The sequence below is a fragment of the Psychrobacter sp. 4Bb genome, from assembly GCF_002836735.1.
In the GTDB taxonomy this organism is placed as follows: domain Bacteria; phylum Pseudomonadota; class Gammaproteobacteria; order Pseudomonadales; family Moraxellaceae; genus Psychrobacter.
In genome coordinates, this window is the sequence record NZ_PJAS01000051.1 from 171284 (window position 1) to 197734 (window position 26451).

Annotated in this window: 21 protein-coding genes; 3 read left to right on the plus strand and 18 right to left on the minus strand. The window is 42.7% G+C overall.

Annotated elements, in window-relative coordinates:
- Positions 1-19 precede the first annotated feature (19 nt).
- The 13 genes from CXF60_RS02875 to CXF60_RS02935 form a co-directional block, all read right to left on the minus strand.
- Entirely contained in the window at positions 20-1573 is a 1554-nt protein-coding gene (locus CXF60_RS02875) for a bifunctional 2-methylcitrate dehydratase/aconitate hydratase (RefSeq protein ID WP_102090702.1), read from the minus strand.
- A 143-nt stretch (positions 1574-1716) separates the two neighbouring features.
- Entirely contained in the window at positions 1717-2343 is a 627-nt protein-coding gene (locus tag CXF60_RS02880) for a GNAT family N-acetyltransferase (RefSeq protein WP_057760177.1), read from the minus strand.
- Positions 2344-2414: 71 nt separating this feature from the next.
- On the minus strand, positions 2415-4268 hold the full coding sequence (locus tag CXF60_RS02885; RefSeq protein WP_102090703.1) for an ABC transporter ATP-binding protein: 1854 nt from the start codon (positions 4266-4268) through the stop codon (positions 2415-2417).
- Positions 4269-4306: 38 nt separating this feature from the next.
- Positions 4307-5560, minus strand: a complete 1254-nt coding sequence (gene prpF / locus CXF60_RS02890; RefSeq protein ID WP_102090704.1) for a 2-methylaconitate cis-trans isomerase PrpF — start codon at positions 5558-5560, stop codon at positions 4307-4309.
- 80 nt (positions 5561-5640) lie between these two features.
- Entirely contained in the window at positions 5641-5901 is a 261-nt protein-coding gene (locus tag CXF60_RS02895; protein WP_180958073.1) for a Txe/YoeB family addiction module toxin, read from the minus strand.
- A 35-nt stretch (positions 5902-5936) separates the two neighbouring features.
- Positions 5937-6224 carry a type II toxin-antitoxin system Phd/YefM family antitoxin gene (locus CXF60_RS02900; protein ID WP_102090705.1) on the minus strand — a complete coding sequence of 96 codons (288 nt, stop codon included), beginning with the start codon at positions 6222-6224 and terminating at the stop codon, positions 5937-5939.
- A 258-nt stretch (positions 6225-6482) separates the two neighbouring features.
- Complete coding sequence (gene acnD / locus CXF60_RS02905; RefSeq protein ID WP_180958079.1) at positions 6483-9116, minus strand: Fe/S-dependent 2-methylisocitrate dehydratase AcnD; 2634 nt, start codon at positions 9114-9116, stop codon at positions 6483-6485.
- Between the two features lie 57 nt (positions 9117-9173).
- Positions 9174-9806, minus strand: a complete 633-nt coding sequence (locus CXF60_RS02910; RefSeq protein WP_102090707.1) for an MltR family transcriptional regulator — start codon at positions 9804-9806, stop codon at positions 9174-9176.
- A 139-nt stretch (positions 9807-9945) separates the two neighbouring features.
- The gene (prpC, locus tag CXF60_RS02915; RefSeq protein WP_102090708.1) at positions 9946-11073 is read right to left on the minus strand and encodes a bifunctional 2-methylcitrate synthase/citrate synthase; all 1128 of its coding nucleotides are present in this window, start codon (positions 11071-11073) and stop codon (positions 9946-9948) included.
- Positions 11074-11166: 93 nt separating this feature from the next.
- Positions 11167-11823 (minus strand): DUF2059 domain-containing protein, encoded by a 657-nt coding sequence (locus CXF60_RS02920; protein ID WP_102090709.1) that lies wholly within the window; start codon positions 11821-11823, stop codon positions 11167-11169.
- 100 nt (positions 11824-11923) lie between these two features.
- On the minus strand, positions 11924-12817 hold the full coding sequence (prpB, locus tag CXF60_RS02925; protein ID WP_102090710.1) for a methylisocitrate lyase: 894 nt from the start codon (positions 12815-12817) through the stop codon (positions 11924-11926).
- 372 nt (positions 12818-13189) lie between these two features.
- Complete coding sequence (locus CXF60_RS02930; protein WP_102090711.1) at positions 13190-14476, minus strand: NRAMP family divalent metal transporter; 1287 nt, start codon at positions 14474-14476, stop codon at positions 13190-13192.
- A gap of 284 nt (positions 14477-14760) precedes the next feature.
- Positions 14761-15786, minus strand: a complete 1026-nt coding sequence (locus tag CXF60_RS02935; protein WP_102090712.1) for a LysR family transcriptional regulator — start codon at positions 15784-15786, stop codon at positions 14761-14763.
- A gap of 234 nt (positions 15787-16020) precedes the next feature.
- On the opposite strand from CXF60_RS02935, the gene CXF60_RS02940 reads away from it, so the two are divergent.
- Together CXF60_RS02940 and CXF60_RS02945 are read left to right on the plus strand one after the other, a co-directional pair.
- Positions 16021-16995, plus strand: a complete 975-nt coding sequence (locus CXF60_RS02940; RefSeq protein WP_102090713.1) for a hypothetical protein — start codon at positions 16021-16023, stop codon at positions 16993-16995.
- A gap of 162 nt (positions 16996-17157) precedes the next feature.
- Positions 17158-17607 (plus strand): hypothetical protein, encoded by a 450-nt coding sequence (locus CXF60_RS02945; protein WP_102090714.1) that lies wholly within the window; start codon positions 17158-17160, stop codon positions 17605-17607.
- 153 nt (positions 17608-17760) lie between these two features.
- Here CXF60_RS02945 and CXF60_RS02950 read toward each other — a convergent pair whose 3' ends face one another.
- From CXF60_RS02950 to CXF60_RS02965, 4 genes are all read right to left on the minus strand, one after another.
- Entirely contained in the window at positions 17761-18927 is a 1167-nt protein-coding gene (locus tag CXF60_RS02950) for a TauD/TfdA family dioxygenase (RefSeq protein WP_102090715.1), read from the minus strand.
- Between the two features lie 257 nt (positions 18928-19184).
- Positions 19185-21965: a phosphoenolpyruvate carboxylase gene (gene ppc, locus CXF60_RS02955; protein ID WP_102090716.1), complete on the minus strand. Its 2781-nt coding sequence runs from the start codon at positions 21963-21965 to the stop codon at positions 19185-19187.
- A gap of 213 nt (positions 21966-22178) precedes the next feature.
- On the minus strand, positions 22179-23444 hold the full coding sequence (locus CXF60_RS02960; RefSeq protein ID WP_102090717.1) for a tyrosine-type recombinase/integrase: 1266 nt from the start codon (positions 23442-23444) through the stop codon (positions 22179-22181).
- A 1308-nt stretch (positions 23445-24752) separates the two neighbouring features.
- Positions 24753-25244, minus strand: a complete 492-nt coding sequence (locus CXF60_RS02965; RefSeq protein ID WP_228707021.1) for a hypothetical protein — start codon at positions 25242-25244, stop codon at positions 24753-24755.
- A gap of 202 nt (positions 25245-25446) precedes the next feature.
- On the opposite strand from CXF60_RS02965, the gene CXF60_RS02970 reads away from it, so the two are divergent.
- Positions 25447-26115 carry a hypothetical protein gene (locus CXF60_RS02970; protein ID WP_102090718.1) on the plus strand — a complete coding sequence of 223 codons (669 nt, stop codon included), beginning with the start codon at positions 25447-25449 and terminating at the stop codon, positions 26113-26115.
- Between the two features lie 155 nt (positions 26116-26270).
- Here CXF60_RS02970 and CXF60_RS02975 read toward each other — a convergent pair whose 3' ends face one another.
- Complete coding sequence (locus CXF60_RS02975) at positions 26271-26441, minus strand: hypothetical protein (RefSeq protein ID WP_228707022.1); 171 nt, start codon at positions 26439-26441, stop codon at positions 26271-26273.
- Positions 26442-26451: the final 10 nt, after the last annotated feature.

Genomic DNA, 26451 nt, shown 5'->3' on the forward strand with positions numbered 1-26451 from the left:
GTACTAGTAAGCCATCAATCTAATACGCTTCAAACAGCGACATAAACTCATTCACAGGCGTCTGCTCCAGCCTTTCTTGATCGTCGCATAACCCAACGATCTGCTGACAGCGACTTTCGATAAAACGAGTGGCTAGACTGGCGCGGAACTTGGCTTCCAGTACAGGGATACCTTCGGCTCGGCGACGCTTATGGCCAATAGGATACTCTACAGCCACTTTTTCTGTACTGCTGCCATCGTTAAAGAATACTTGAATGGCATTGGCAATAGAGCGCTTGCTTGGGTCATGATAGTCTTTTGAATACTGCGCGTTTTCTTCTACAACCATCTTGCTGCGTAGCTCATCGATTGACAAATGCTGTTCGTGATAGTCATCTTCGTAGTTCTCTGCCATCAGATCGCCTGTCAATAACGGCACAGCCACCATATACTGCAAGCAGTGGTCACGATCGGCCGGATTGTCAAGCGTGCCTTCTTTTGAGATGATGCGAATCGCTGAGTCATGTGTGATTAGAACGATTTTGTCGATATCGTCAATTCTGTCTTCGATGTGTGGGTGCAAAATAACTGCCGCTTCACAAGCAGTTTGCGCATGAAACTCAGCAGGAAAACTTATTTTAAATAAGATATTTTCCATCACGTAACTACCAAAATCTCGCTGGAATTTAAAGCGACGATCGTCTTCAGGCTTTGTCGCTAGATCCTTATTGGTATGGCTAAATAGCACATCATAGAATCCCCACTGCGGTGCGGTTAATGCGCCAGGAATACCCATTTCACCACGTGCCGTTATATCTACCAGACGTACCGCACGACTGGTTGCATCACCTGCTGCCCATGATTTTCGGCTGCCAGCATTGGGTGCATGCCGATAGGTGCGCAGTGCCTGACCATCGACGATGGCTTGTGAAATCGCTGCCATGATGCGCTCACGTGGCAGCTGATAAAGTTTTGCGACGACGGCTGTTGATGCTAACTTGACCAAAAATACATGATCGAGCCCCACACGGTTGAATGAGTTTTCTAGTGCCAGTACGCCTTGAATTTCATGCGCCATGATCATGGCTTCAAGCACTGCTCTCATGGTCAGTGGTGCTTGTCCTTGGCTGATATTTTTTTGACTAATATAGTCGGCGACCGCCAAGATACCACCCAGATTATCAGAAGGATGGCCCCATTCGGCGGCAAGCCACGTATCATTATAGTCAAGCCAGCGCACCATACAGCCGATGTCAAAAGCGGCTTTGATGGGGTCTAGTCTATAGGAGGTGCCAGGGACGCGAGCGCCATGCGGCGTTATTTGATCGGGACAATCAGGCCCCAAGTGCTTGGTACACTCAGGGAAGCGCAGCGCCAATAGACCGCAGCCAAGCGTGTCCATTAGACAGTGGCGCGCGGTATTCCATGCATCAGTAGGGTTTGGGGATTGCTCGTCTATTGAATAATTAAGAACGTAATCGGCGATTTTTTGAATTTCATCGTCATATTCTGGACGAACGTTGCTCTCTACAGTTGCATCGTTAATATTTGAATTGGCTGTATTTGAATCGTTATCTAAGTGATTATTTGACATGGTTGGTTCCTCATCCTGAGTGTGCTACTTCCTTGACTGATTATCTCAGCCATCCTTTTAAAGGAATCGTTATTTAAAAGTAGCATACTCAATATGGAACAACCAATTTGAATTATGTTAAGAATTAAGACGTTAGCAACGGTCTAAATCATTAAGTACAACAGACCTAAAACAAATAAAGCGGCCATGATAAACAGCAGGAAACTTAACACTTTGGTCGTGGTTGACGCAGTGTCCGTGCTCTCTTTTTTGATTTTATTTTTCTTAGCAACGTATAGCACCATTTTTACATGCTCGATATTGTCCTCGAGGTAGTGCTCGCCTTCAGGCACAAAACCTAACGACTCATAAAAACTAAGTAAGTAAACCTGTGCCGAGATGATAATCGGACGCTTTTTACCGTACTTTTTGCGGCACTGTGCAATAGCCTGATTCATCATTTGCCGTGCTAGACCATCACCTCTGTGCTCTGATAGCACAAGCACTCTACCGATAGCAGGCATCGCAGTGTGGTTGGTCTTAATCGCAGGATCAGCTACTGATAGGTTGGATTTTAGCTTATTAAACTCAGGTGGGATAATACGGCAATAGCCCACCAATGCTGCGTTTTGATGAGCGATTAGGTGCAAGCAATCAAAATCCACTTCATCCATATCTTGATAGGCACAGTTTTGTTCGACGACAAACACTTGCGAGCGCGCCTTTAAAATATGATAAAGATCAACTGAGGTCAGCTCGTCAAAGGTTTTTAGAGAAAATTCACAAGTCATAATGGGCTAGCTTCTGGCAATAGGCAGTAAAAGATTGGCATTATAACGATTTAGGCAGGCATTAACCATTCCTAACCGTTTAGGGTCTGGCTGATTTTATCTAAGTTTAGGCTATCAGACATAGCGCTAAAGATTTCAAAGTATTTGCCGCGTTGGGCATAAAGTACCTCGTGGGTACCTGTCTCAACCACTTCGCCATTTTCTATCACCACGAGATCGTCGGCATCGATGATTTGGGCAATATTGTGCGAGACCATAATGACGGTACGGTCTTTTTTGATCAGATCAAGGCTTTTTTTGACCTGTTGGCTGGCAATGGCATCGAGGCTGGCTGTCGGCTCGTCCAAAAATACAATAGGTGGGTCTTTTAAAAACATCCTTGCCAGCGCAATACGCTGCTGTTGACCGCCTGATAAGGACTTAGCAGTGCTCTTATAGTCATCAGCTAACCCTATAATCTGCTCGTGGATAGAGGCTTTTTTTGCCGCAATGATGATGTCATCTTCGCTAGCATTCATATCGCCATAACGGATGTTTTCACTGATCGTACCCGAAAAAATATGATTACTCTGTAGGACTAGGCCGATGCGCTGACGCAACTCATGGGTATCACAGTCAGCCAAATCATGCCCATCTAGGCAAATCGTACCAGCGTCTGGGGCATAGAACTTGACCAATAGATTGATAATCGTGCTCTTTCCTGCGCCAGAAAGGCCAACCAACGCAGTGATACGATTAGGCTTGATGGTAAAGCTGACGTTTTTTAGCGCTTGCGTGCCATTAGGATAGGTAAAATCAACGTTTTTAAGCTCGATATGACCTTTGAGGTTTTCGCTACTGATGCCATCGATGTTTTCGACTTGTTTATCGTCTTCTAAAATATCGAAAAAACCTTCGGCATAGGTCAATGCATTATTAATCTGGTCGTAGATGCGGTGTAATTGACGGATAGGAGCGGCGACATTTTGAAACAGCATAACATGAAACAAAATCATGCCAATGGTCATCTCGCCTTGTAGGACAAAATAAGCGGTGAGAAGGATGATAACCACCACACCAATCTGCTCGATAAAGGTTTTGATGGCATCATAAATAAAGCCAATACTACGAATGCGTAGTTGATTGTCGGTCATTTCCTTTTGAATGGCTAGGTGTTTCTCAGCCTCGATAGATTCACGGACAAAGGATTTCACCACACTGATCGAATTAATCAAAGAGATCACCAAACCGCTTTTTGCTTCTCGAAACCCACGCATCTGCCGGCGAAACCCTTGCAAACGGCGTGCTTGCTTTTGGCTGATAAAGAAGTAAATGGGTATGATAATAAGACCGACCATACCAACCCAAAAATTGGTCGAAAACATGATGATAAGTGCCACAATTGCATTGGCAAATAGCGGTAGCATATCGATAAAGAAGTTTTGCACTAGGCTGGTTAAGCTGCTGACACCATAGTCAATACGGGTTTGCAACTTGCCACTATCGTTTTCACTACTGGTATAAAACGCCATGCGATAGGTAAGGATGCGCTCAATGATTTTTTGAGACAGATCACGAGACAAGTTGATACGAATCTTTTCACCAAAAAAACGCTGACCAAAAGAGATAAATATCGACAATATCTCTTTGGTTAGTAAGACCGCGCTAATAATACCTAACATACGCAGACCTGCTTGCCATGGCTCGGCAAGCGTAGCAATTTCAGTCAAGGTATCAACGGTATAACGTAGTACAAACGCATTTACCTGTGCGGTAAAGGAGCCTAAGACGGTCAACGCTAAGGTGGCGATGATAAGCAGACGATAAGGTTTAGCAAATACCGCCAGTTTTTTTAGAATATCCCACAGCAGCGCCCGCCGTTCTTTCTTTTCGACTGGAGGCTTTTTGTCTAATTGCACACGGCGTGGCTGGGGAGATGTTGGCATAAAACCCTATCAAAAATTAAAATAAGCCATGACTACGCTTAAAACGCATCCGCTGGCACAAAAACTTCACCAACCATGATACGCCTTGCTGAGCGGCTCATCGACACTTTTTTGGCCTGCCAGCGGCCATCGACCTGTTCGGTTTTCCCACCAACTAACAATGTGCCTGATGGATGGCCAAAACGCACCTCTGTCAGCTCGCCAGCGCCTGCTGCTTGATTGACGAGCGTGCCTTGTGTAGTTGCCGCAGCGGCGATAGCAACTGCTGCTGTACCCATCATGGCATGATGCAATTGACCCATACTCATGGCACGTACGACCAAATCAATCTCACTTGCATCGACCGATTTACCACTAGAGGCCGTATAGCTCTGTGCGTTACCAACCCATGCGAGTTTGGGAATGTGTTGGCTAGTCTGTGCTTCACTTATGTCTTTGAATAGCCCCATTGCCACGCCGCCTGTGGCACGGATTTTCTCAAGCTTGGCAAGTAGCTCACCATCGCTATTGATATCACCTTGTAATTCAGTACCGGTAAAGCCCAAATCTTCAGCTTTCATAAAGATGGTTGGGATACCAGCGCTAATAAAGGTCGCTTTGACACTATCAGCATCTAGACCGCAGCCTGACACATCAAAGTCATCGACCAAGTTACTAGTAGGGAACATGTCACTAGTGGCATCTACAGGGTCGATAAACTCAATTTTGACTTCAGCCGCTGGGAAGGTTACACCGTCTAATTCAAAATCGCCTGTCTCTTGAACCTGTACTTTGTCATTTGCATCCTTATAGACTGGCACATGGGCAATAATCGTTTTACCGATATTTTCTTGCCAAATGCGTACTTCACAAATACCGCTATCTGCATTGTCATCGATACTATTAGCAATTTTGTCAGCATCGACCAAACCCATATTAATGGCACAGGCACCGACGGCTGCAGTTAAGTTGCCACAGTTTCCTGCCCAGTCAATCATAGGCTTGGCGATATTGACTTGCCCAAACAGATAGTTCACATCGTGGTCTGAGCTAGAAGAGGCCGATAAAATAACCGTTTTTGAGGTACTAGAGCTGCCATTGCCCAAACCATCGATTTGCTTGCCGTAAGGATCTGGGCTGCCGATGACCCGTAATAGGAAGTTATCACGCGACTCACCAGCGACTTGGCAACGCTCAGGTAAATCAGATAACTTAAAGAACGTACCTTTGGAGGTACCACCGCGCATATAGGTAGCAGGGACAGATAATTGCGGGGCGAAAGAGGCTTTTGATTTAGTATTGGTTTGGGCCACTGTATTAAGTCCTTTTTATATTGTTATAAGATTGGGTATGGTGCCATCAGCAAGTAAACATGTACGATTAAAAACGCTCGTTAATAATGATAGCGACAAGAGATAATCGTAAGATAATTATCATCGACGGCATATACCAACCGATTGGCATCATCGATGCGTCTTGACCAAAATCCAGATAGATTTTCTTTTAGAGGTTCAGGTTTGCCAATGCCTTCAAACGGATTACGCTTGCATTCGATGATGAGTTTGTTAATACGTTTGAGTGTTTTTTTGTCTTGCGTTTGCCAGTATAGGTAGTCTTTCCACGCAGCGTCTGTCCATGCTAGTTGTTCACTCATTATCAGACCCTTTGCATTGATTAAAGCCTTTGAGTTCAAGCGTTCTCAGCGTTGACATCATTATTTTCTGCCGTATCAATTAGCTCACGCGTAACCGTCTTGCCAGCTTTATATTGGGCAATAGAGTCCGCTAAGTGCGCTGCATTGGCAGGAGATTTTAGCAGATAGACGGTTTCCATCAGGCTATTGTAGTAATCAAGCGACATCACAACGGCATCATCAGCGTCACGGCGGGTCACGATAGTGGCGTTGGCATCATCATTTACCGTGTCTAGAACGGACTTTAGGTGCTTTCTGGCTTCTGAAAAACTAACGACTCTCATGGCTTACTCCCTTCATGATATTCTGCATAACTTGTACAATATATCGTACATATTACGCTATTGGTGAAGTAAACTCAATATTTAGCTATTTTTCAATATTAAGATATAAGTAAGAAGGCTCAGTGTGTAGCTTGCAAACCATGTTTTGAACCAAGCTTTAACATTAGCAAATAAAAGCCGATGTCATATAAACAAGTTATACAACATCGGCGATTTTTATACTTTACTGCTTATCACACTAAAAACTACAGGATAGCCTTAGACAATATCAAGTGTACCTTCGATAAACTCTTTAGCAAAGCGTTGTAGCATACCGCCTGCATTGTACATTTTTACTTCGTCAGCAGTATCTAAACGGCAGATAATTGGCGTCTCAGTGGTACTACCATCAGCACGATGGATTACCAACGTCATTAACCCGCCAGCAGAGACTTCGCCTGTGACATCAAAGGTTTCCGTACCATCGATATTTAGCGTATGGCGAGTCGTGCCTTCTTCGAACTGTAGAGGTAGGGCACCCATACCGACTAAGTTTTGACGATGAATACGTTCAAAGTCTTCAGCAACGACGGCTTCCACGCCAGCGAGACGGACGCCTTTGGCAGCCCAGTCACGGCTTGAGCCTTGACCATAGCCATCACCTGCGATGATGATCAGCGGCTGCTCCCGGTTCATGTAGGTTTCAATCGCTTCCCACATACGCATGACTTGACCTTCTGGCTCTACGCGCGCCAGTGAGCCTTGGATGACTTCACCGCTGTCGTCGAGTACCATCTCGTTCAATAGTTTAGGATTGGCAAAGGTGGCACGTTGCGCAGTTAAATGGTCGCCGCGATGGGTCGCATAAGAGTTATAGTCTTCAGCAGGCAAGCCCATAGTATCGAGATACTCGCCAGCTGCCGATGCACCAAGAATAGCATTCGACGGTGACATATGGTCGGTTGTGATGTTGTCACCCAATACTGCTAATGGACGCATACCTTTTAGTTTGTTCATCGCTGCCATTTTACCTTCCCAATACGGTGGGCGACGTATATAAGTGGTCATTTCACGCCAGTCATATAGTGGGCTTAACGCTTTACCTGTGTCTTTTTTGGCTTCATCAAACATTGGGATATATACGGCACTGAACTGCTCAGGCTTCACGGCAGCAGCGACGATGGCGTCAACCTCATCATCATCAAACCAAATGTCTTTTAGATAGACATCATTGCCGTTCTGATCTTTACCCAATGAGTCTTTTTCGATATCAAAACGGATGTTACCAGCGATGGCATAAGCAATAACCAGTGGCGGCGATGCCAAAAATGCTTGCTTAGCATACGGATGGATACGACCATCAAAGTTACGGTTACCAGATAGCACTGCCGTGGTAAATAAATCATTGTCGATGATTTCTTTTTCGATATCAGGGTCTAGCGCACCGCTCATGCCATTACACGTCGTACAGGCAAAACCAACCACATCAAAACCGATTTCTTGTAGCTCAGGCATCAGGCCTGCTTCTTCTAAGTACATTTTGACGGTTTTTGAGCCAGGCGCTAAGGATGACTTCACCCAAGGCTTACGTAATAATCCTTTAGCATTGGCGTTACGAGCGACAAGACCTGCTGCTACCATGTTGCGTGGGTTTGAGGTGTTGGTACAGCTGGTGATAGCAGCGATAATAACCGCGCCATCTGGCATGAGACCATCTTTAGGTTCAGGCAATTTTTCGTCAGCGCCATGAGCAATACCTTTGGCAACCAAGTCCGTAGTCGATACACGGGCATGTGGGCGCGATGGGCCTGCCATATTACGTACCACTGATGACAAATCAAACTCAAGGACGCGTGCGTATTCGGCTTTTTCCATGCCGTCAGCCCATAGGCCCGTTTGCTTGGCGTATTGCTCAACCAATTTAATCTGCTCTTCAGAGCGACCAGTCAGGCGTAGATAGTCAGTGGTTTGCTCATCAATATAGAACATCGCGGCAGTGGCACCATATTCAGGCGTCATATTGGAGATAGAAGCGCGGTCACCGACACTGAGCTGGCGTGCACCGTCACCAAAGAATTCGATATAGGTAGAGACCACACCTGCGTCGCGTAAAAATTCCGTCATCGCCAGTACGAGATCCGTACCAGTAATGCCTTTTTGCAATTTGCCTGTTAATTTAACACCAACGTAATCAGGCAGGCGCATATATGAGGGGTTACCTAGCATGACGCTTTCGGCTTCTAGACCGCCAACACCAATTGAGATCACACCTAGTGCATCGACCATCGGCGTGTGGCTATCAGTACCAACTAAGGTGTCGGCAAACGCGACTTCTTCACCGGATTTATTGTGCACGACCTGTACGACAGGTGACATTTTTTCTAGGTTAATCTGATGCATGATGCCGTTACCAGGCGGTACGACATTCACATTGTCAAAGGCATACTGACACCAGTTGATAAAGTGAAAACGGTCATCGTTGCGGCGCTCTTCAATCGCACGGTTTTTCTCAAACGCGTCATCTTCGAAGCCTGCGTGCTCAACGGCCAATGAATGGTCAACGATAAGCTGAGTTGGCACGATAGGGTTTACCTTAGACGGATCACCGCCTTGCTCAGCGATAGCATCACGCAATCCTGCCAAATCAACAAAGGCCGTCTGACCCAAGATATCATGACATACCACGCGGGCAGGGTACCAAGGAAAGTCTAGATCTTGCTTGCCTTCGATATGCTGCTTTAGCGCATCGGTTAACTCTTCTGGTGGGCAACGGCGTACTAGGTTTTCACACAATACTTTTGAGCAAAATGGTAGCTTGTCATACGCGCCAGCTTCGATACTCTCGACAGCCTCGCGGGTGTCAAAGTAATAAAGATCAGTACCGGGAAGTGGCTTTTTGAATTGTTCGTTCATTGGTTGTACTAGGGCGTTGTCCATAAGTCACCTTTGGCTGTTAGCTGTTTCTAATTTTTAAGAATTGTCTTTAGTTGTCTGATCTAATAAACCTTTGGAATAGTTGAAAATCGCATCAAAACCATCCTTTCTCTCTTTTATATTGACGCTTTCTAACTCTTCAAATTTCTTTGATTTAATATTAGCTCCGTATAGAAGTCCAGAAATCCCTGACACTACATTCATGAATTTAATACGAGATGATGAATTTTCAGGTTGAACATTCAATTGCAAACTATTGCATAAGTTTTTGTTCTTTTTAGTTTCAAAACTAAGAGGTTGATTAGAGTGAGCAAACTCATTTCTTATCTTTCTCAAAATATTAATGTCATTCATTGTCACTTTACTAATTAAACCTAAAGAGTAGGATAATTTAATTTTAGATGAGAATGTGCCAAGTGGACCACTAAAAGAAAAAAGCTCATTTAAATGTTGGTTACTTCCAACAAGTATATTTCTCAAAATATTTTCAAGCTCATTATCAATATGAGCAGTAGCATATAGTGCTAATCCTCTATCAGACTCCTTAAGCATTTCTCTTCTTAGTTTTACAAATTCATTTGATGAATCCTTAGCAAGCTTAGGAAGTGGAAGCCCATCCATTACTTTTTCTAAAACTTCCTCAATAGTTAAATCTGTCTTGTCATTCATTTTTAAAAACTCATGTCAGTATAGAAGTTAGTGAGAGTAGATGAGATAAATTTTAAAAATAACCAAAACAAGCATAAATTCAGAGAATCGCTCATTTTGGTTAAAAGGAAAAAAACTCCTAATATATAATTTCGGTAAATTAACGAGCACTCATATCTGGTACAGGACGCAGCTCTTCACCAGTATATTCTGCACTTGGGCGAATGATACGGTTGTTAGCACGTTGCTCAAACACGTGAGCAGCCCAACCTGTCAGACGTGAGCAGACAAAGATAGGGGTGAATAGCTTGGTTGGAATACCCATAAAGTGATAGGCAGACGCATGGAAAAAGTCAGCATTACAGAAAAGTTTTTTCTCACGCCACATGACTTCTTCACAGCGTACCGATACTGGGTATAGTACTTCGTCACCAACGTCAGCGGCTAGCTTCTCAGCCCAGCCCTTAATCACCACGTTACGTGGATCTGACTCGCTATAGATCGCATGACCAAAGCCCATGATTTTGTCTTTACGAGCCAGCATACCCATCATCTCTTCTTCAGCCTCATCAGGTGAGCTAAAGCCTTCAATCATATCCATCGCCGCTTCATTCGCTCCGCCATGTAATGGGCCGCGTAGTGAACCGATTGCACCAGTGATACAAGAATGAATGTCAGATAAGGTAGATGCACACACACGAGCAGTAAAGGTCGAAGCATTAAACTCATGCTCTGCATAAAGGATAAGCGAGACGTTCATTACTTTTTCGTGCAGCTCGTTTGGTTTTTCGCCTTTGAGCAAATGTAAGAAATGTCCGCCAATAGTGGCATCATCTGTATCGGTCTCGATACGTACATTGTCGTGGGTAAAACGATACCAATAGTTGATAATCGATGGGAAGGCCGCTAGCATACGGTCAGTTTGATCGTTTTGCTGAGCAAAATCAGTTTCGGTCTCAAGGTTGCCAAGCATAGAGCAGCCAGTACGTAGCACGTCCATTGGATGCGCATCAGCTGGGATACGTTCAAGTACGTCTTTTAATGCTTGTGGTAGGCCGCGCAGGCTTTTGAGTTTGGCTTGATAGGCGTCAAGCTCGCTTTGAGTAGGCAAGTTGCCGTATAACAGCAAATACGCCACTTCTTCAAAAATACACTTATCCGCCAGCTCTGATACATCATAACCGCGATAGGTCAGACCAGAGCCTGATTTGCCAACGGTAGATAGAGAGGTTTTACCAGCGACTTGCCCGCGTAGACCTGCGCCTGAAAGTTCTTTTTGTGCTGCCATGTTTACATTCCTTTTGTTGGTAGCTTTTTTTGAGTGAAAACGATGTTTCTGATAATAAATTTATTGATTAATGACTATAGCGCTAGTTTAGCGTTAAGCAGGCTGTTCAGGCTGTGGACCGTCTAAATCGACGTTACAACGCTCAAATTCAGCTTCAATAGGGCCATTCAAGACTTCCATTGCACTGCCTTCACCTTCAGCATTGTTGATCTCCATATATTTGACACCAAGCGGAGATTCCATGAAAGTCTGAATTTCAGCCATTTCTTCTGGAGTAGGGTCAGCCATTGGCGTTGCCACTTCTTCACCATTCATGACGCGTAATTGCTCATTTCCAAAAGCAAGCATCTTTTTTCCTACATCCGACGTATAAAAGTCATCTAACTCTTTTAACTCTGCATCGGTAAACTGACTCTTATAAAAACGATCGACTTCGGCTTTACCCAAGTCTTTGTCGCGAGACTCAAGGCAGCTGACTTGCTCTGCACTGAGCGCACCGCTATTGATAATTGGTGCAAACAATAGGCTGTTGACGGTATCTAGCGTAATCGTTGTCATAATCAAGTCATTTTGAGCATCAGTTCCTGATGGCGCAGTTTCGCTTTCGCTAACCACAGTTTCGGTCGTATCACTGGCAGTATCGTCAACGGTTTCTGGTGTTTTATCACAACCTGTCATGAATAACAGCGCCGCTAGCGTGCTACTAAGTAGTGAGGATTTGACAACCGTATGAGCAGTAAAAAATGGCATAAATAACCTAAAGGTAAATAAAGACGGGTTTTGAAACGATAAAGCACACAGAGGTGGTTTATCGTTTCGGCGTTGCTAATTGGCAATTATTAGTTGTTAACTACTTATTATCAGCAAATAGCTTGTCTAGTGTCTGCTCAAACTCATGATAGTTCAAGAAATCATATAGCTCTATGCGAGTCTGCATGGTATCGACGACTTTGTCTTGTGTACCATCATCTAATAAATGCTGATAAACGTTCAATGCTGCTTTGTTCATAGCGCGGAAAGCGGATAGTGGATATAGCACCATCTCGACACCCACACTATACAACTGGTCAGTGGTATATAGATCTGTTTGACCAAACTCTGTCATGTTTGCCAGTACTGGAATATCCAACACATCAGTGAACTTACGATACATCTCGATATCAGTTAGCGCTTCTGCAAAGATCATATCTGCGCCTGCTTCTTGGAATGCGACGGCACGTTCAACAGCAGCGTCCAAACCTTCTACTGATAGGGCATCTGTACGAGCCATCACTACAAAGTCAGGGTCAGTTTTTGCGTCTAACGCCGCTTTTAGACGATCAACCATCTCTGAGATACTAACGATTTCTTTGTTAGGGCGATGACCACAACGTTTTTGCGCGACTTGGTCTTCAATATGCACCGCAGCGACACCTGCTTTTTCCATCTTTCTGATGGTTTGGGCGATGTTAAACGCGCCACCAAAACCAGTGTCGATATCGACAAGCAGTGGTGTATCAACGGCATCAGTGATACGGCGCGCATCTTCTAATACATTATCTAGGCTGGTCATACCGAGATCAGGTAAACCAAACGAGGCATTGGCCACGCCAGCACCAGAGAGGTACAACGCTTGATGACCAACTTGGGTCGCCATCATCGCTGTATAGGCATTGATAGCGCCTGCAATCTGTAATGGCTGGTTGTTATTATTTTTTTGAGTGAGAGCACTGCGAAAGCGCGCGCCTGCTGAAGATGAAGTCATGTGATTGTCCTTACATGGAGGGGAAATATTCTAATTGTTGTAGCTGATTATACTCAATTATTCATGCCTGAAAAGTTTGGGTTATCAATTAATATTTAATTTAAATAATAATAAAATGTAGTATTTTTAATAGTATTCATTATTCAAATAGCATTATGCAGTTATTGGTAATTTCTCACAATAAGTATTCATATTGCTTAAAATCACAGCTTTTAGAATCTTCTATTTTTTACATTTAGTTACAATTACTAAAGCTGCCTTGCCTTATTGATATAATTACACTCATTAAAAAGCCCCAACAGCTAGGCTATCAGGGCTTATGTTTTGCTTGAATAAGATTGTTAAGTGCTGAGTTTTAAATTAAGCAAAAGCTTAAGAAAATAGACCTGCCATATTGGCCAAGAACAATAATGCGAAACCTGCCAAGAATATCAAGCCCGCGATAGACAGAGCATTCATACCTGCTGACAGTTTCTTATGCTTTTTAACCAATGAGTAGTTTAACCAACCAAAAATAGGCGCAGAGACGAACGCCGATATCATGGCAAACTTAAGCATAGCGCCTAGTTGTCCTGTGAAGAAAGTGATAATTACTAGACCACCACCGATGGCATAGGTCGTCCAAAAAGCGATTTGCTTTTTATTGATCTCGCTTTCACCTTTTAGCAGGCGCCAGCATTCAGCATTAGCGCGTCCATAGCCATCAGCACAGGTAATGGTCGTGCCGAACATACACATAAAGGCGACGAAAGCGACCAGCAATCTCGACCATTCACCAATGGTTGCGGTATACATATTGATCAACTGGTTGATATAAGCACCGCCGACCAACTCAATCTCTTGTCCTGATCCGTACTGGACAAACACGCCTAACGATAAGAAGAACAAGGCCAATATCGCTGAGACTGCATAGCCAACATTAAAATCTAACAAGCCTTGGCTATGCGTGGTGTGATCTGCTTTGACTTTGGCAGAGGTCCACATAGAGGTAATTGCTGCAAACTCTAGCGGTGCTGGCATCCAGCCCATGAGTGCTACGATGAAGCCCAACGTGGCTAAATTCCAAGGAGAGGCCGCCACAAAATCTACTGCCATAACGGTTGGCTTGCCAGCAGCAATGATAACTGCAGCAACAGTAGCCGTGGTAAGCGCAATCATAATCCACTTAGTCACACCATCGAGCAACTTATAATGCCCTGCAATCAAAAAGAACCAAGAGACTGCGACGATAATGAGAGATAACGCCATTGTCGACAGACCAAGTGATGCTGGCAACATAAAGCCCAAAATTACGGCCGCAATAAGTGAAACCGCACCCGTACTAATAACCGCTGACAAGATAGAAAGAATAAAATATACCCAAAGATATACCTTTGAGCGTTTGGCATAGCCTGCAATCAAACTCTCGCCAGTATCGTAGACGTAGTCAGTTGCAAAGCGAAAAAACGGGTACTTAAACACGTTGGCCAATACAATCATAATAGCCAATTGCCAGCCATAGATAGCACCCGCCTGTGTTGATGAAATCAAATGCGAACCACCAATGGCAGCAGTCGCCATCAAAATACCTGGGCCAAAGATGCGCCAGCTAAAGCCCTCTTGTTGCGAGGCAACGCTATCGTCAGGGGCGCTTGGGTTATTGAGTTGTTGTGTGGACATGAATACCTCGAAATGGTTAAAACAGCAAATTATCACTTACCTGTGTCAGCTTGCCAATGATCATGAAAGAACGTCCTATAAACCGTCTGAATATAAAACGATTTACATCGTATCGACTTTATCACACCAACACTGTCTAGGAGAATGATTATTCTAGTTATTATTACTATTTGTTTGCATTGCTATTCTTGTTAGTTAGCATACTTATAAAATAATATCAATATTTAAAATGAATTATTTTTGGCGGTTCTTTATAACACAATATTCATCGGATATCTGCCCATTTAGGCCTGTGACACAAAATTTTGCTGCCGATAAGTGATGCCGCGCTGTTCGTAGACGTGATAAATGGCTGTGAGCAAGTCAGGTATTTTGGGATGTACAAAGTCTTTGAGGGTGTGTAAATAAATAGGGGAGGTAACATTTTCATGAACCAAACGTTGGTAGCTGATCTGTTCCATACGTACGGTTTGCAAACTGGCAGGCACCAATGTAATGCCTTCGCCTGCCGCGACCAGTCCCAATGCTACCTGCAAATCACTGACTGTCGTGGTCATAAAAGGTGAGATGCCATACTGGGCAAAAAGATGTAATAAAGGCTCAGTAATAGGCTCGCTAGATGCTGCTTCGTGAGTAACAGCACGGTTGACTCTGCTTGTAGACAGCTTGTCGTTTGCTTGGGTCGCTATTTCTGTCGTCACCGTGGACGAGACTGGCAAATGTGTTTGATGATATAAAATTAAGCGATTGTTCGCTAGGTCTATCAAGCGTTGCTTACGTACATTGGCAAGCGGGTGTGATTTTGGCAATGCCACCACGTAGCGTTCATGACGTAGCAGAATCTGCTGAATCCATGGATCTTGGTGTGCAAATCGGCCAAAACCAACATCAATCTCACCAGACTTGAGGGCATCCATTTGTTGATATGAGCTAATGTCTTTTAAATTAACATCGATATCAGGGCTGAACTGTTTAAGCGTGGCAATGATTTCAGGTAACAGGCCATATAGTACTGAGGGCACAAAACCTATATTTAAAACGCTGCTAGGTGCTGATAGACGCTGAGTCATACTGGTTACAGTATCAATCTCGGTCAGTATGGTGCTTATTTTATCGTAGAAAAAACTGCCCGCTTCTGTCAGATGTAGTGGCCTGTGGTAGCGATCAATAAGCACCACGCCCATGTCAGTCTCTAACTGTTTTAGCAAGCGACTCAGACTCGGCTGTGACAGTCCTGTTTTGGTGGCGGCAGCGCTAAAGCTGCGCAAATCTGCAACCGCGATAAACGCGTTAAGCTGTTTTAAATCCATACTATTGAGCCTGTCATAGTCTATGCTATCTCTACATAGAACAGTTCTTAAGGTTGATTTATCATATTATTTAGAATAGTTCTTATCTATATTAGCGCTATCCCATAAATTGTGCTTGAAGATAATAGGTCGAGCAACTATATTGTTGGCTAATAACACTGTTACACTATAGTAAGAAAATTCATTCTAGCAATCATTTAACACCAGTAGAGAAAACTGGTTTGGTATTATTCTATGAGCGACGAAAAAGAAGACGCTGGCACCGATTTTGAAGAAAAATTGGCTAGAATTATTGACCAAAAGTCGCGTAAGCGTAATAACAATGATATCTATGAACGCTTTATTAATCGAGTCCATGGCTCCGAAGAGAACGATCAGGCTGAGTTTGAAACACTAGAAAGTGCAAAGAACCTTGCCGCTTTCGAACCCTTGAGCACAGAAGAGTTGCAACTGTTTGAAGATCAAAGCAGTGAGCAAGAATTATTGCTAGAAACAGAAAATGCTACAGTAGCAAACACTACCTCTGAAGCTTCAGATACAAATGTTGAAAATATATCTGAAAATAATGTGCTGAATATCGCTAACGATAGCGACAGTATTAGTATTGATGTCAATGATGTAAGTGCAGATACAGAAGCCTCAGAATATATAGATCGCAACAATATAGATAGTAGCAATCAAACAGAGTCATCCTCTACGATTGACCATAGTGAATCTAACATAAATGAGATATCGGATGATGATTCTTTAAACATCTCTTTAAAAATTGAGGATGTGCCTAAATCAGCTATCGAAGAGCCAGTCATAGACAATAAAGTGATCAAAAGCAAGAAACCTCTCATGATGGCTATGTCGATTGGTTTAATCGTATTGGTTGCTATTGGATTAATGCTTATATTTTCAGGAGTCTTATCTACTTCTGCGGTTGATAGTATAGACAACAGCACTGATGGTAATGTAGAGATAGACAGTACACCAGCTGTTAGTGCTGATCCAGCACTGTCTACTGATAGTCAAACAACTACGGATAGCGTTGACCCTGTAAGTACGCAACCAGCCACTACTCAGCAAGATGCTTTGGACAACAATAGACAGGACCTGCCAGCTGCTAATGATGCCACTGTTATAGCTATTGAAGAAGCTGCCATAACTTATGAGGACTTTAGGCAAGAGTCACAGACCACCTTATACCGCGAAACCAACGATTAAAGGGGCTATGTTGTATACCATTTCAGAAAGTTAAATAACCGTCTATCAATTTATTCGAGACGTTCGTACTAAAAATTGTTGCAACACAATATAAAATTCGTATCATTATGTAAAAGGCGCGGTTATGTGCCATTGATGATATGAATTATACGGTACGCAACTATGAATGAATCAGAAAACGTGAATAATAATATTGAGCCAAAAAGCATCAGACCACGTAGTCTTGTTTTTGCTATTATCAGTGTCATCTGTACTGTTCTAATATCCGCCTTCTATATGTCTAACCGTATTTCTTCCACGCTATCTCAAGCATCGACTAATAACGGTTTAGCAGTAAGCAACATTACTAAAGAGGCTAATGCTAATCAGACTGTACAACAGCATTCGAATAGCCAAAACCAACCTAACAAACCTATAGTTATTGATGGTCATGAAGATGACACCGCAATTAGCTATTATGACTTCAAGCAAGAAGCGCAAAATGTGCTATTTCGTGAGGAAGAACAGATCATACAAGCTAAGTACAGTGCACACGGTATAATGCCTGCTGTCAGCGCTGAAGACTTTAGAATAGAAGCACATAAAACCTTATATCGTGAATCCAGTTATTAGGGCCACTATTAGTGCTATAAGATTATGTTGATAGCTATAAGTCAGTAAGTGAATAACATGAAGCCCCATTTCTCCTCTCTAAACATAAGAGAAGAGGAATGGGGCTTTTTTGTGGAGTCAGTGCTCCATGCTTTAGCTAGCTTGTGAATCGTCTTAAGCCAGTTGCTTTTTGAGCGTTCTTAAGCGGCTTTTAAATTCTGAGCGGTCAACATAACAGCCTTTGAGACGACGTTCACCGACGTTTTCATCAAATGCGTTACGCCCATGCAGGACTCGGCGGTTATCAAAAACGACCATTTGACCCGCTGCTAATTTTAATTCAATCTTATAGCGACTGTCTTTTAGTCGGGCCATTAGCTCTCGATAAGCAAGGTAGTAGTCGTACATAACGTCACTTGGTAAATCGAAAACATCTGCAAGATGGGCGTTGTATTTGATTTCTACAATATTGCCAAAGTTGTCTAGATTGATGACAGGGTGGTGCTCACGGATATCATGGGCAGTGTCATGAAAACGAAAGGGGATGGCATATTCGGCCAGCAAGCGAAAATACTCAGGCTGTTCTTCTCGTAACCCTTCTAACACCTTTAATCCGTCTACGAAAGTAGATTCGCCGCCTATGCTTTCATTACTCAAAAAATGCAAAAATTGATAGCCTGGAGGTAACTCCTGATTTGGCAAGTCGGTATGCAAAGGTAATGAGAGCGAGGTATAAGCTAAATTGATCGGCGACTTCTCTGATATCACATCAAAGGTCATGCCAAAATTAGTCTGCCGCAGGTAATCAACTCGCATGGCGGTCTGTACGCCAGCATCAGCGTCATCTGGCATATTATCAATGATAGTAAGCCCATATTTATCCAGCGCACTCATCCACTCATATAAAGCGCTGTCACTGGTCATGATGCTCTGCTGGTCATACATGGGGATGTGGTCAATAAACGTGCCATCCCAACTTTCATAAGGACTGCTATGGTCCTTGGTCAATGCACTAGAATACCCAAACTCACGTAACCAGCTTTGTTCAAAGTGGCTGATATGCGCCTGTTCTGACCATTCAATCGTCAGCGTTGTCTCATCAAAAGAGACAGAGAGTGGATGGATATCTTTTGAGATACTCAGCAAATCAAAGCTACGCTCGCCAGTTTGCGGATGGAAAGCCGATGGGCAGTTATCACGCAGCCAGATATAGTGATAGGTGCTGTCGATACCATCATTCCAGCGTATTTGAATGGCGCGATCAATGAGCGCAACGGATTCTATTTGATAGTCAGTTGCTACGGCGATGTCTAGAGCTGGCGTTGCTTGAGGCGTTTCCATTGGAGCAGACCCTACATATACATGAAGTAAAAATATATTTTACGGTATCTTGTTCGGATCGGTTATTCAAACAATGAATTACGAATCACCTAATAGGCAATATCAATCAACGCAGTACTAAACTGCGATTGATATCTGGCGAGATATTTTTTGAAGGGTTTTGAATAATATTAAGGCTTCGCGAACGAAGCCTTAATATTTGCGACAATTGGTATAAGCTTTTTATTTATCCGAAAGCTACTTATCGAAAAGCTACCCTAACCAGTATTACGTAAACCCGCTGCCAATGCATTGATACTACGGATTAATGGGTCTTCTACATTAAGGTCGTCATGTGCCGCATCGTTCGGGATATCCTGTTGTCTAGCACGCTTCAACAGCTCAATCTGGATATAGTTAATAGGATCTAGATAAGCGTCTCGCCACTGCAGGGATGAAGCAAGGTTTTGCTGATTGGACAATAAAGAGTCTTGCTCAAGCAGAGAGTTTAATCCTGAATTGGTCAGCGTGTATTCATCGGTGACCGATGTCATGATTTTTTCGCGTAACGGCTCATCATCACACAGTTGGCTATAAGCCTCGGCAATATTCATATTGGCTTTGGTAAAGGCCATTTCGATATTACTGATAAACACGCTAAAAAACGGCCAGTGCTTATTCATCTCTTTCATTAATGCCTCGTCAGCTTTGACACTATGCAGCGCACTACCGACGCCATACCAAGCAGGTAGGGTAAAGCGTGCCAATGACCAACCAAACACCCAAGGAATCGCTCGCAAGGTGGTTTTACTTGGTAGGCCTTTTTTGCGATGGGCTGGACGTGAGCCGATGTTTAATAAAGAGATTTCTTGAACAGGGGTGACCTCGGAGTAGAATTTATAAAACCCTTCGGTATGATCGGTTAGCTCGCGATAGCGCTGCTCACCTGCATCCGCTAAGCGTGCAAACAGCGCTTCATAATTTGGTAACTCAGTAGGTTGCACCACAAATCTGGACGAGCAGGCTTTGAGTGTGCCCGTGATACCCATGGTAAGCTCAAATACAGCGGTGTCAGTATTGGCGTATTTGGCATATAGCACTTCGCCTTGTTCAGTCACTTTAATCTGACCATGTAGCGTGCCAGCGGGCTGTGCGGCGATGGCATTATGCGTTGACCCACCACCACGGCTCACAGATCCGCCGCGACCATGGAACAGTCGTGTTTTTATACCATATTGCTCAGCGATATGGTTGATGGTTTGCTGTGCACTATAAAGCTGCCACGCCGAGGTGATAATGCCGCCATCTTTCGATGAGTCTGAATAACCTAGCATGATCTCTTGCGTGTTGTCCGTGTTCTGTAGCAGTCCACGATACAGCGGATTGTCTAGCACAGCAGGTAATATTTGATCGATGTTTTTAAGATCTTCGATGGTCTCGAACAACGGTGCGACAGGTAGGTCAGCAGACAATTGACCGTCAGCATCAATCGTACATAAGCCTGCAAACCGCATCAATAGCAATACTTCTAGTAACTGGCTAGCATTATTGGTCATGGAGATGACGTAACTGCCAAAGGTGTCTTGACCAACCAATTTGCGTAGAGTAGCGACCGAATTCATCAGTGACAATTGCTCACGCGTTTTGTCTGTCAGGTTATCAGTATAGATAAGCGGCGTGCCTGGTTTTTCTAGCAATCGTGTGAGCCATTCCTGACGTTCGGTTTCGCTTAGCGTTTGATAATCAGGCAGGTTGGAGGCACTAGCAAAGATATCGGCAATCACCTCACTATGATATGAGGACTCTTGACGGATATCGAGCGCCGCCAAATGAAAGCCGCAGGTTTTGACCAGACGAATCACATCGAGTAATAACCCATCGCTATGTGCCGTATCGTGTGTATTGACACTTTGACGGATAATGCGCAGGTCTTCTAGTAACTCTTCTGGATTGCGATAAGCATCTTTTTCGGCCTCGATATCCGTACCTTTGCTTTGAATGCGGCGATTGGTGGCTTTGACTTTAGTGAGGATTATCGAGAGCAGGCGACGATAAGGCTCATTGCCATAGTCATCGAGATTGTAATCAAACACACGTTGATCGAGCTCATCGTAACTTTTGATTTTGGCATATACGTCAGGTTCGACCGTCACAATCGTATCGCTATGAATGAGCTGGCGTCGCAGTTTTTTGAGTAGCACTTGATAGTGACGTAACACGGTATCCGCATGCATCAATACGGCAAGCTCTGTGGTCTCAAAAGTCACAAAAGGATTGCCATCTCTGTCGCCGCCGATCCAAGAGCCAAAACTCATGAACGCTGGTAATGGGTAATCCGTCAGCTCTGGATAGATATCAACGATGGCTTTTTTGATATTACGATATACTTTAGGAATGGCATTGAACAAACTGGCATTAAAGTAATGCAAGCCATTGTTAATCTCATCATATACCAACGGCTTACGGGTGCGCACTTCGTCAGACGACCATAATAGATCAATCGTTTGCGCCGTTTGTTCTTTAGCTTGCTCGTAGGCGAAGCTGTTTTCAGACACGTTATTTAAAGCGTCGCTATGCGTGAATAGACTTTGTAAGATATTCATCGTAGTACGGCGACGCGCTTCGGTAGGATGCGCCGTAAATACAGGTGTAAACTTCAGCTGATCAATCAGCTCTTGCATTTGAGCAGGCTCAATATTGCGTTCACGACACTCAAGTAAAGTACGACGAAATGATCCTTCCCAGCTTTGCTCAGATTGCATACGCTGCGCGTGACGCTGCTCACGCAAGTAATTCTCTTCGCTTAGATTGGCTAGGAAAAAATAGATAGAAAAGCCGCGTATGACGTTTTTTAAGGTTTGATTGTCTAAAGAAGCAATAAAATCGATAAGCTGCTGTTTATGTGCCTCATTCGGCTCACGACGCTGTTGAATAAAGCCTTTGCGCAGCGTCTCAATCGTATCTAGCGTCTGCTCACCAGATTGGCGAGAAATAGCATCACCTAATAATGAACCCAACAAGCTGGTGCGTTTACGTAGTACGTTGTTATCTAGTGTCATCTTCAACCTTCCTATCAAATGAATGGATACAATACTATGGTTATCTTATACGTAATATCCTTATGGTTTTTTGCAATTTAACATAAATAGGTGAGGCCTGCTTGATGTTGATAACAACTTTTTTTGCTAATCAACCTTTATGACACTATTACTAATATATGGCGAAGTCTGTTTTTCAGCAGTTATTAGAAAAAACTTATTTAGATTATTTCTCTAACGACTCCGAAGATTATCTATATAATCTGCCCAATCTTGCATCATCTGTACCCTAGTGTCGATTTCATCGAGTCTGTTGTAAGCCCCGCCATGTGTGTCTTTTATCCTGTGACCTAGCTGTAATTCTGTGACGATATCTGAATAGCGTAGCTCAGGCTGTTCCATGAGCAAGGTTTTAGCCGAAGCTCGAAATCCATGCGCACATTGCACGTCTTTGTATCCAAGTCGGTGGAATATCTGCACCAACGTCGCTTTACTAATATAAGCATTGCTTGAACCGCGCATCGACGCAAATACATGCTCTTTATGCCCTGTAATTGACTGAATGTTTCGTAATCGAGAAATCACTTGCGTGGCCAAGGGGACAACTAAGTGAGAGACCATATCGTCACGACCTTCGCCTTTGGTCGGGGAGAACGCCCATGTATTATTATCCCAATCGATGTCATCCCAACGCATCGAGCGCAGATCGATACTACGTACAAATACATAAGGCAATAAGTTCATCGCCTCTAATGTAATCTTACTTGCACCTCTAAAATCAGACATATCTTTTAGAAGCGTCGCAAATTGATCTGGTTTGGTGATGGCTGGCAAGTGATTGCCTGAGTTGGCAGGTGCAAGCTCACCACGGGTATCAATTGCCACATTTCTATCGCACAACCCTCGAGCAACAGCGAATGAAAAGACTTTTTCAGTATACAGACGAGTGCTTGCACCAACGAAAGTCGCTTGATTGCCATTGTTTTGAATCGACTCGCACACACTCAGTATCATCTCACTGGTGATATCGTCCATTCTTAAATCACCAATCTCTTGGCACATATATCCTAGACATAAATCCCAGAACTTGAGGGTTGACTCACTGTATGACGGTTTTTTAGATTTACTTTGATTGCGACCTGCTGTTTTGTGTTCTCGCCATGCTTTTGCAATCTCAGAAAATGGTGCGTTTTTTAGGTGAGTATATTTATTGGTTTGTTCTTTTTGCTGGATAGCTTTAGGGTCAGAGCCTTTTGCGACCATATCAAGAATGGTGTCTGCTTTATACTTAACCTCATGGAGACTGACATCCTCAATCTTACCCAACATCATCCTAGGGCGTTTGCCCTCGATATGCGGATGGGAATAACGTAAGTAGTATTCCTTTTTGCCATTTGGATAAATACGCAGACTTAGGCCAGCCACACCTGAGATACTGACAGAATAATCTTTGTCTCGGCATTCAAGCTTATTGATATCGTTTGCAGTGTCGATAGCCATAATGTACATCCGTCATATGATAATTAAGGTTAATGATAGGTTTATGATTAATGACTTATAAAAAGTCTCTTCTGTAGAAAACTATAGAATTATTGGACACTGTCATGGACACTGGTATTCGTTATTATTATTAGTAAATCCTTATATAATAATACTTTTAATATTAAATCATCCCCAAGGTTCACTTGGGGATAATTATAGCATAGTGGCCAAATAGTGAGTAGGCCATACGCTGAATGGGTTACACGGCATTTCTACCAGTTATTTCGATACATAGTTAAATGCGATTATCGTTTCCATGATTGATTCGGCAAGGAGTTGAGCATATTCTCTACAAAACACATGCTCCTGTACTCGCACAGAATATAAAAATCAGGGTCATAGTACTGTTCTGTGCAAATTTAGAATGCACCAATTTTGAGGGGTTTATAGAAAATATATAACGAAAGGCTGAATATATTAAAAAATATCAATAGATAGCTCATTCATCTTAAAAATAGCTTGGTAACAATAAATAGAGGGCTACTGTTTATAGGTAGATAAAATTCATCACTCTGCAAGAATAAATAGCGTCAGTTCTAATGATTTAACAGTCTGTCTATGATTTAAATTTAAAAGGTTATACGTGATGACTTGGGTATAGCGTTTGAAGGCTAGATAAGATTAGAAATATTCGAAGGAGTTATATCGTTTGGCTGAGTTTTTGCAATTTAATCTATTTTGGCAAAATTAGAAGATATCTAACCATACAAATGATGGTTATCAAAAATAGGCTATTAGCATATCTATATTAAAGACTTAGCCGGTGGACACGGATAATAAATAAGCTATCGCAGACGAATAGCCATGATCATATCGAAGAAAAAGCTAATGATGGGTTTGGATGTAGCCATTCGTATTATCGCAAATCATAAAATATTAATAACCAGTCATACAGAGCATTCAAACCTTAACGTCTAATAAAACGTTAAATGATTGACGTAATAATATACCTGTCAGAGATGTTTAGAAGTAAAACTGATCAAGCGTGAACTATCATCCAAAAGATTCGGTTGAATTAACAGGACAGAGTTAGTCGGTGAGAGCTAAATAGTTTGGTAGGATGTTTATACCTAGCAGTATCAGAAATGTATGATCGTCATGATTCTATAGTTAGTAAGGCTTAAACCTACGACCTAATAGACCTTATTTAACATAATATACATTATGCGAAAACAAACCAACGGTTTTAGTAGTTAGGCGAAAAACCATTTACACCATGTCATTCTGATACCTTAACTCGGATTTGATATTAGTTATAGACTTTTACTAACGACAAGTTTCAAGCAAATGCTGACGTAACGTTTTGTCATCCTGATCTAAAACCACATCTGCAACTTGGCAATTTTTATCATTATCGTCACATGACAGCTCATAATAAATATCGCTACCTTGTGCCAAGCTAACCTGAACCAATCCTTGATCAGTTATTGAAAACTTTTTGTCTTGCTTATAGTCAGGATCTTGCGAGTTCCAAAGTACATCGTAATCTATATTGCAGGACGTCTGAGTTTTATCAAAATATGCTTGCTCAAGTTGCATCGCTGCTTGCAAGTCAGCATCAGCATATTGCTGCAGCACTACAGGATTACTCATACCTTGGTCATCAATATCTTGTTGGTACATTTTCGTGATGGTCGCAATCTTTATATCAGCCATGGCATTTTGTTTCTGATCTACTTTTGATACATCCGTTATAGCGTGACCGACAGGCATCAGTCCTATGGTCAATAGTAATGTCAGCGATTTATATGTTGGCATCTTATTCTCTGCGAGCTTTTATCCTATAAGTGTTACCGACTATTACATCATACCTATATTCGGACTCTGCTGTATTATCGTATCATTCAGGTTTACTTACTAAAATATCGATTACATAACGCTTTTATGGTATTTTTTACCAGTTCCCATGACAATTTATAGTGATGTTTCTTTCGCTAATAACTGTGCTAAGGATAATTTTATGATGACATTACCTGCTTTTTTTAAGGAAAAATCTGCAACATTAGTCTCTAGCGGCCTTCTGTTATTCACGCTAGCTGCTACGGGTTGTCAGTCTGCTTCTGAGTCCAGTGAAGCCATTGTATCTCAGCCAACCAGTAGCTCATCAACACCTAGTAATGCTGATATCAGCCAGCAAACCCTTAGGCAACAAGCGTTACGTATACAGCGCGCACTGGCAAATAAGGACTTTTCTAGAATCACTAATGATATCCATCCAACACGTGGCGTTCGTTTTTCGATGTACGCTTATGTACGGCCTGAGTCAGATAAAGTCTTTAGCCGCGGGCAATTTGCACAGTATTTACAGCAGCCTAACATTCAATTTACTTGGGGCGAAAAAGACGGTACTGGCGATCTATTGGTCACGCCGTTGCCTGCTTATCTGGATACTTGGGTGGATGGCAAAAAGTTCAATAATGCTAGTATCAATGTCAATGAATTCAAAAATAATGGTAATTCTATCAATAATTTAAAAGAAATATACCAAACATCAGATGTTATAGAATTTTATTATAAAGGCACGGATGAGTATGATGGTATGGACTGGCGGGTACTACGCTTGGTATTTGATGAGTATCAAGGCAAGCGTTACCTAGTGGCTATCATTAATGACCAATGGACGGTTTAAGGTGTAAAGAAAGATTGCCCGACAACTTTTATAAGGCTTGTTTAAAGTGACAGCTTACTCTATCTGGATATAAATGCTATATATATTCAATTAAAGATATATAGCGGATTGTGCTACATGGTTTTTGGTATAGTTTTTAATGACAAGCTTTGTTACTAGCCCTCTAACGACAACATATTCATAATCAATTTGATCAAAGTTTCTTTTTGGTTGGGGTCAGACTCAGCGACCAGTAAGATTAAAGCTGCAAGCCCAGTATTATTGATGACCATGTCGCCTTTATTATTCAGCAGTCGGTGGTTACGGCGTAAAAAATCCACGAACAAAAAAGCGCCG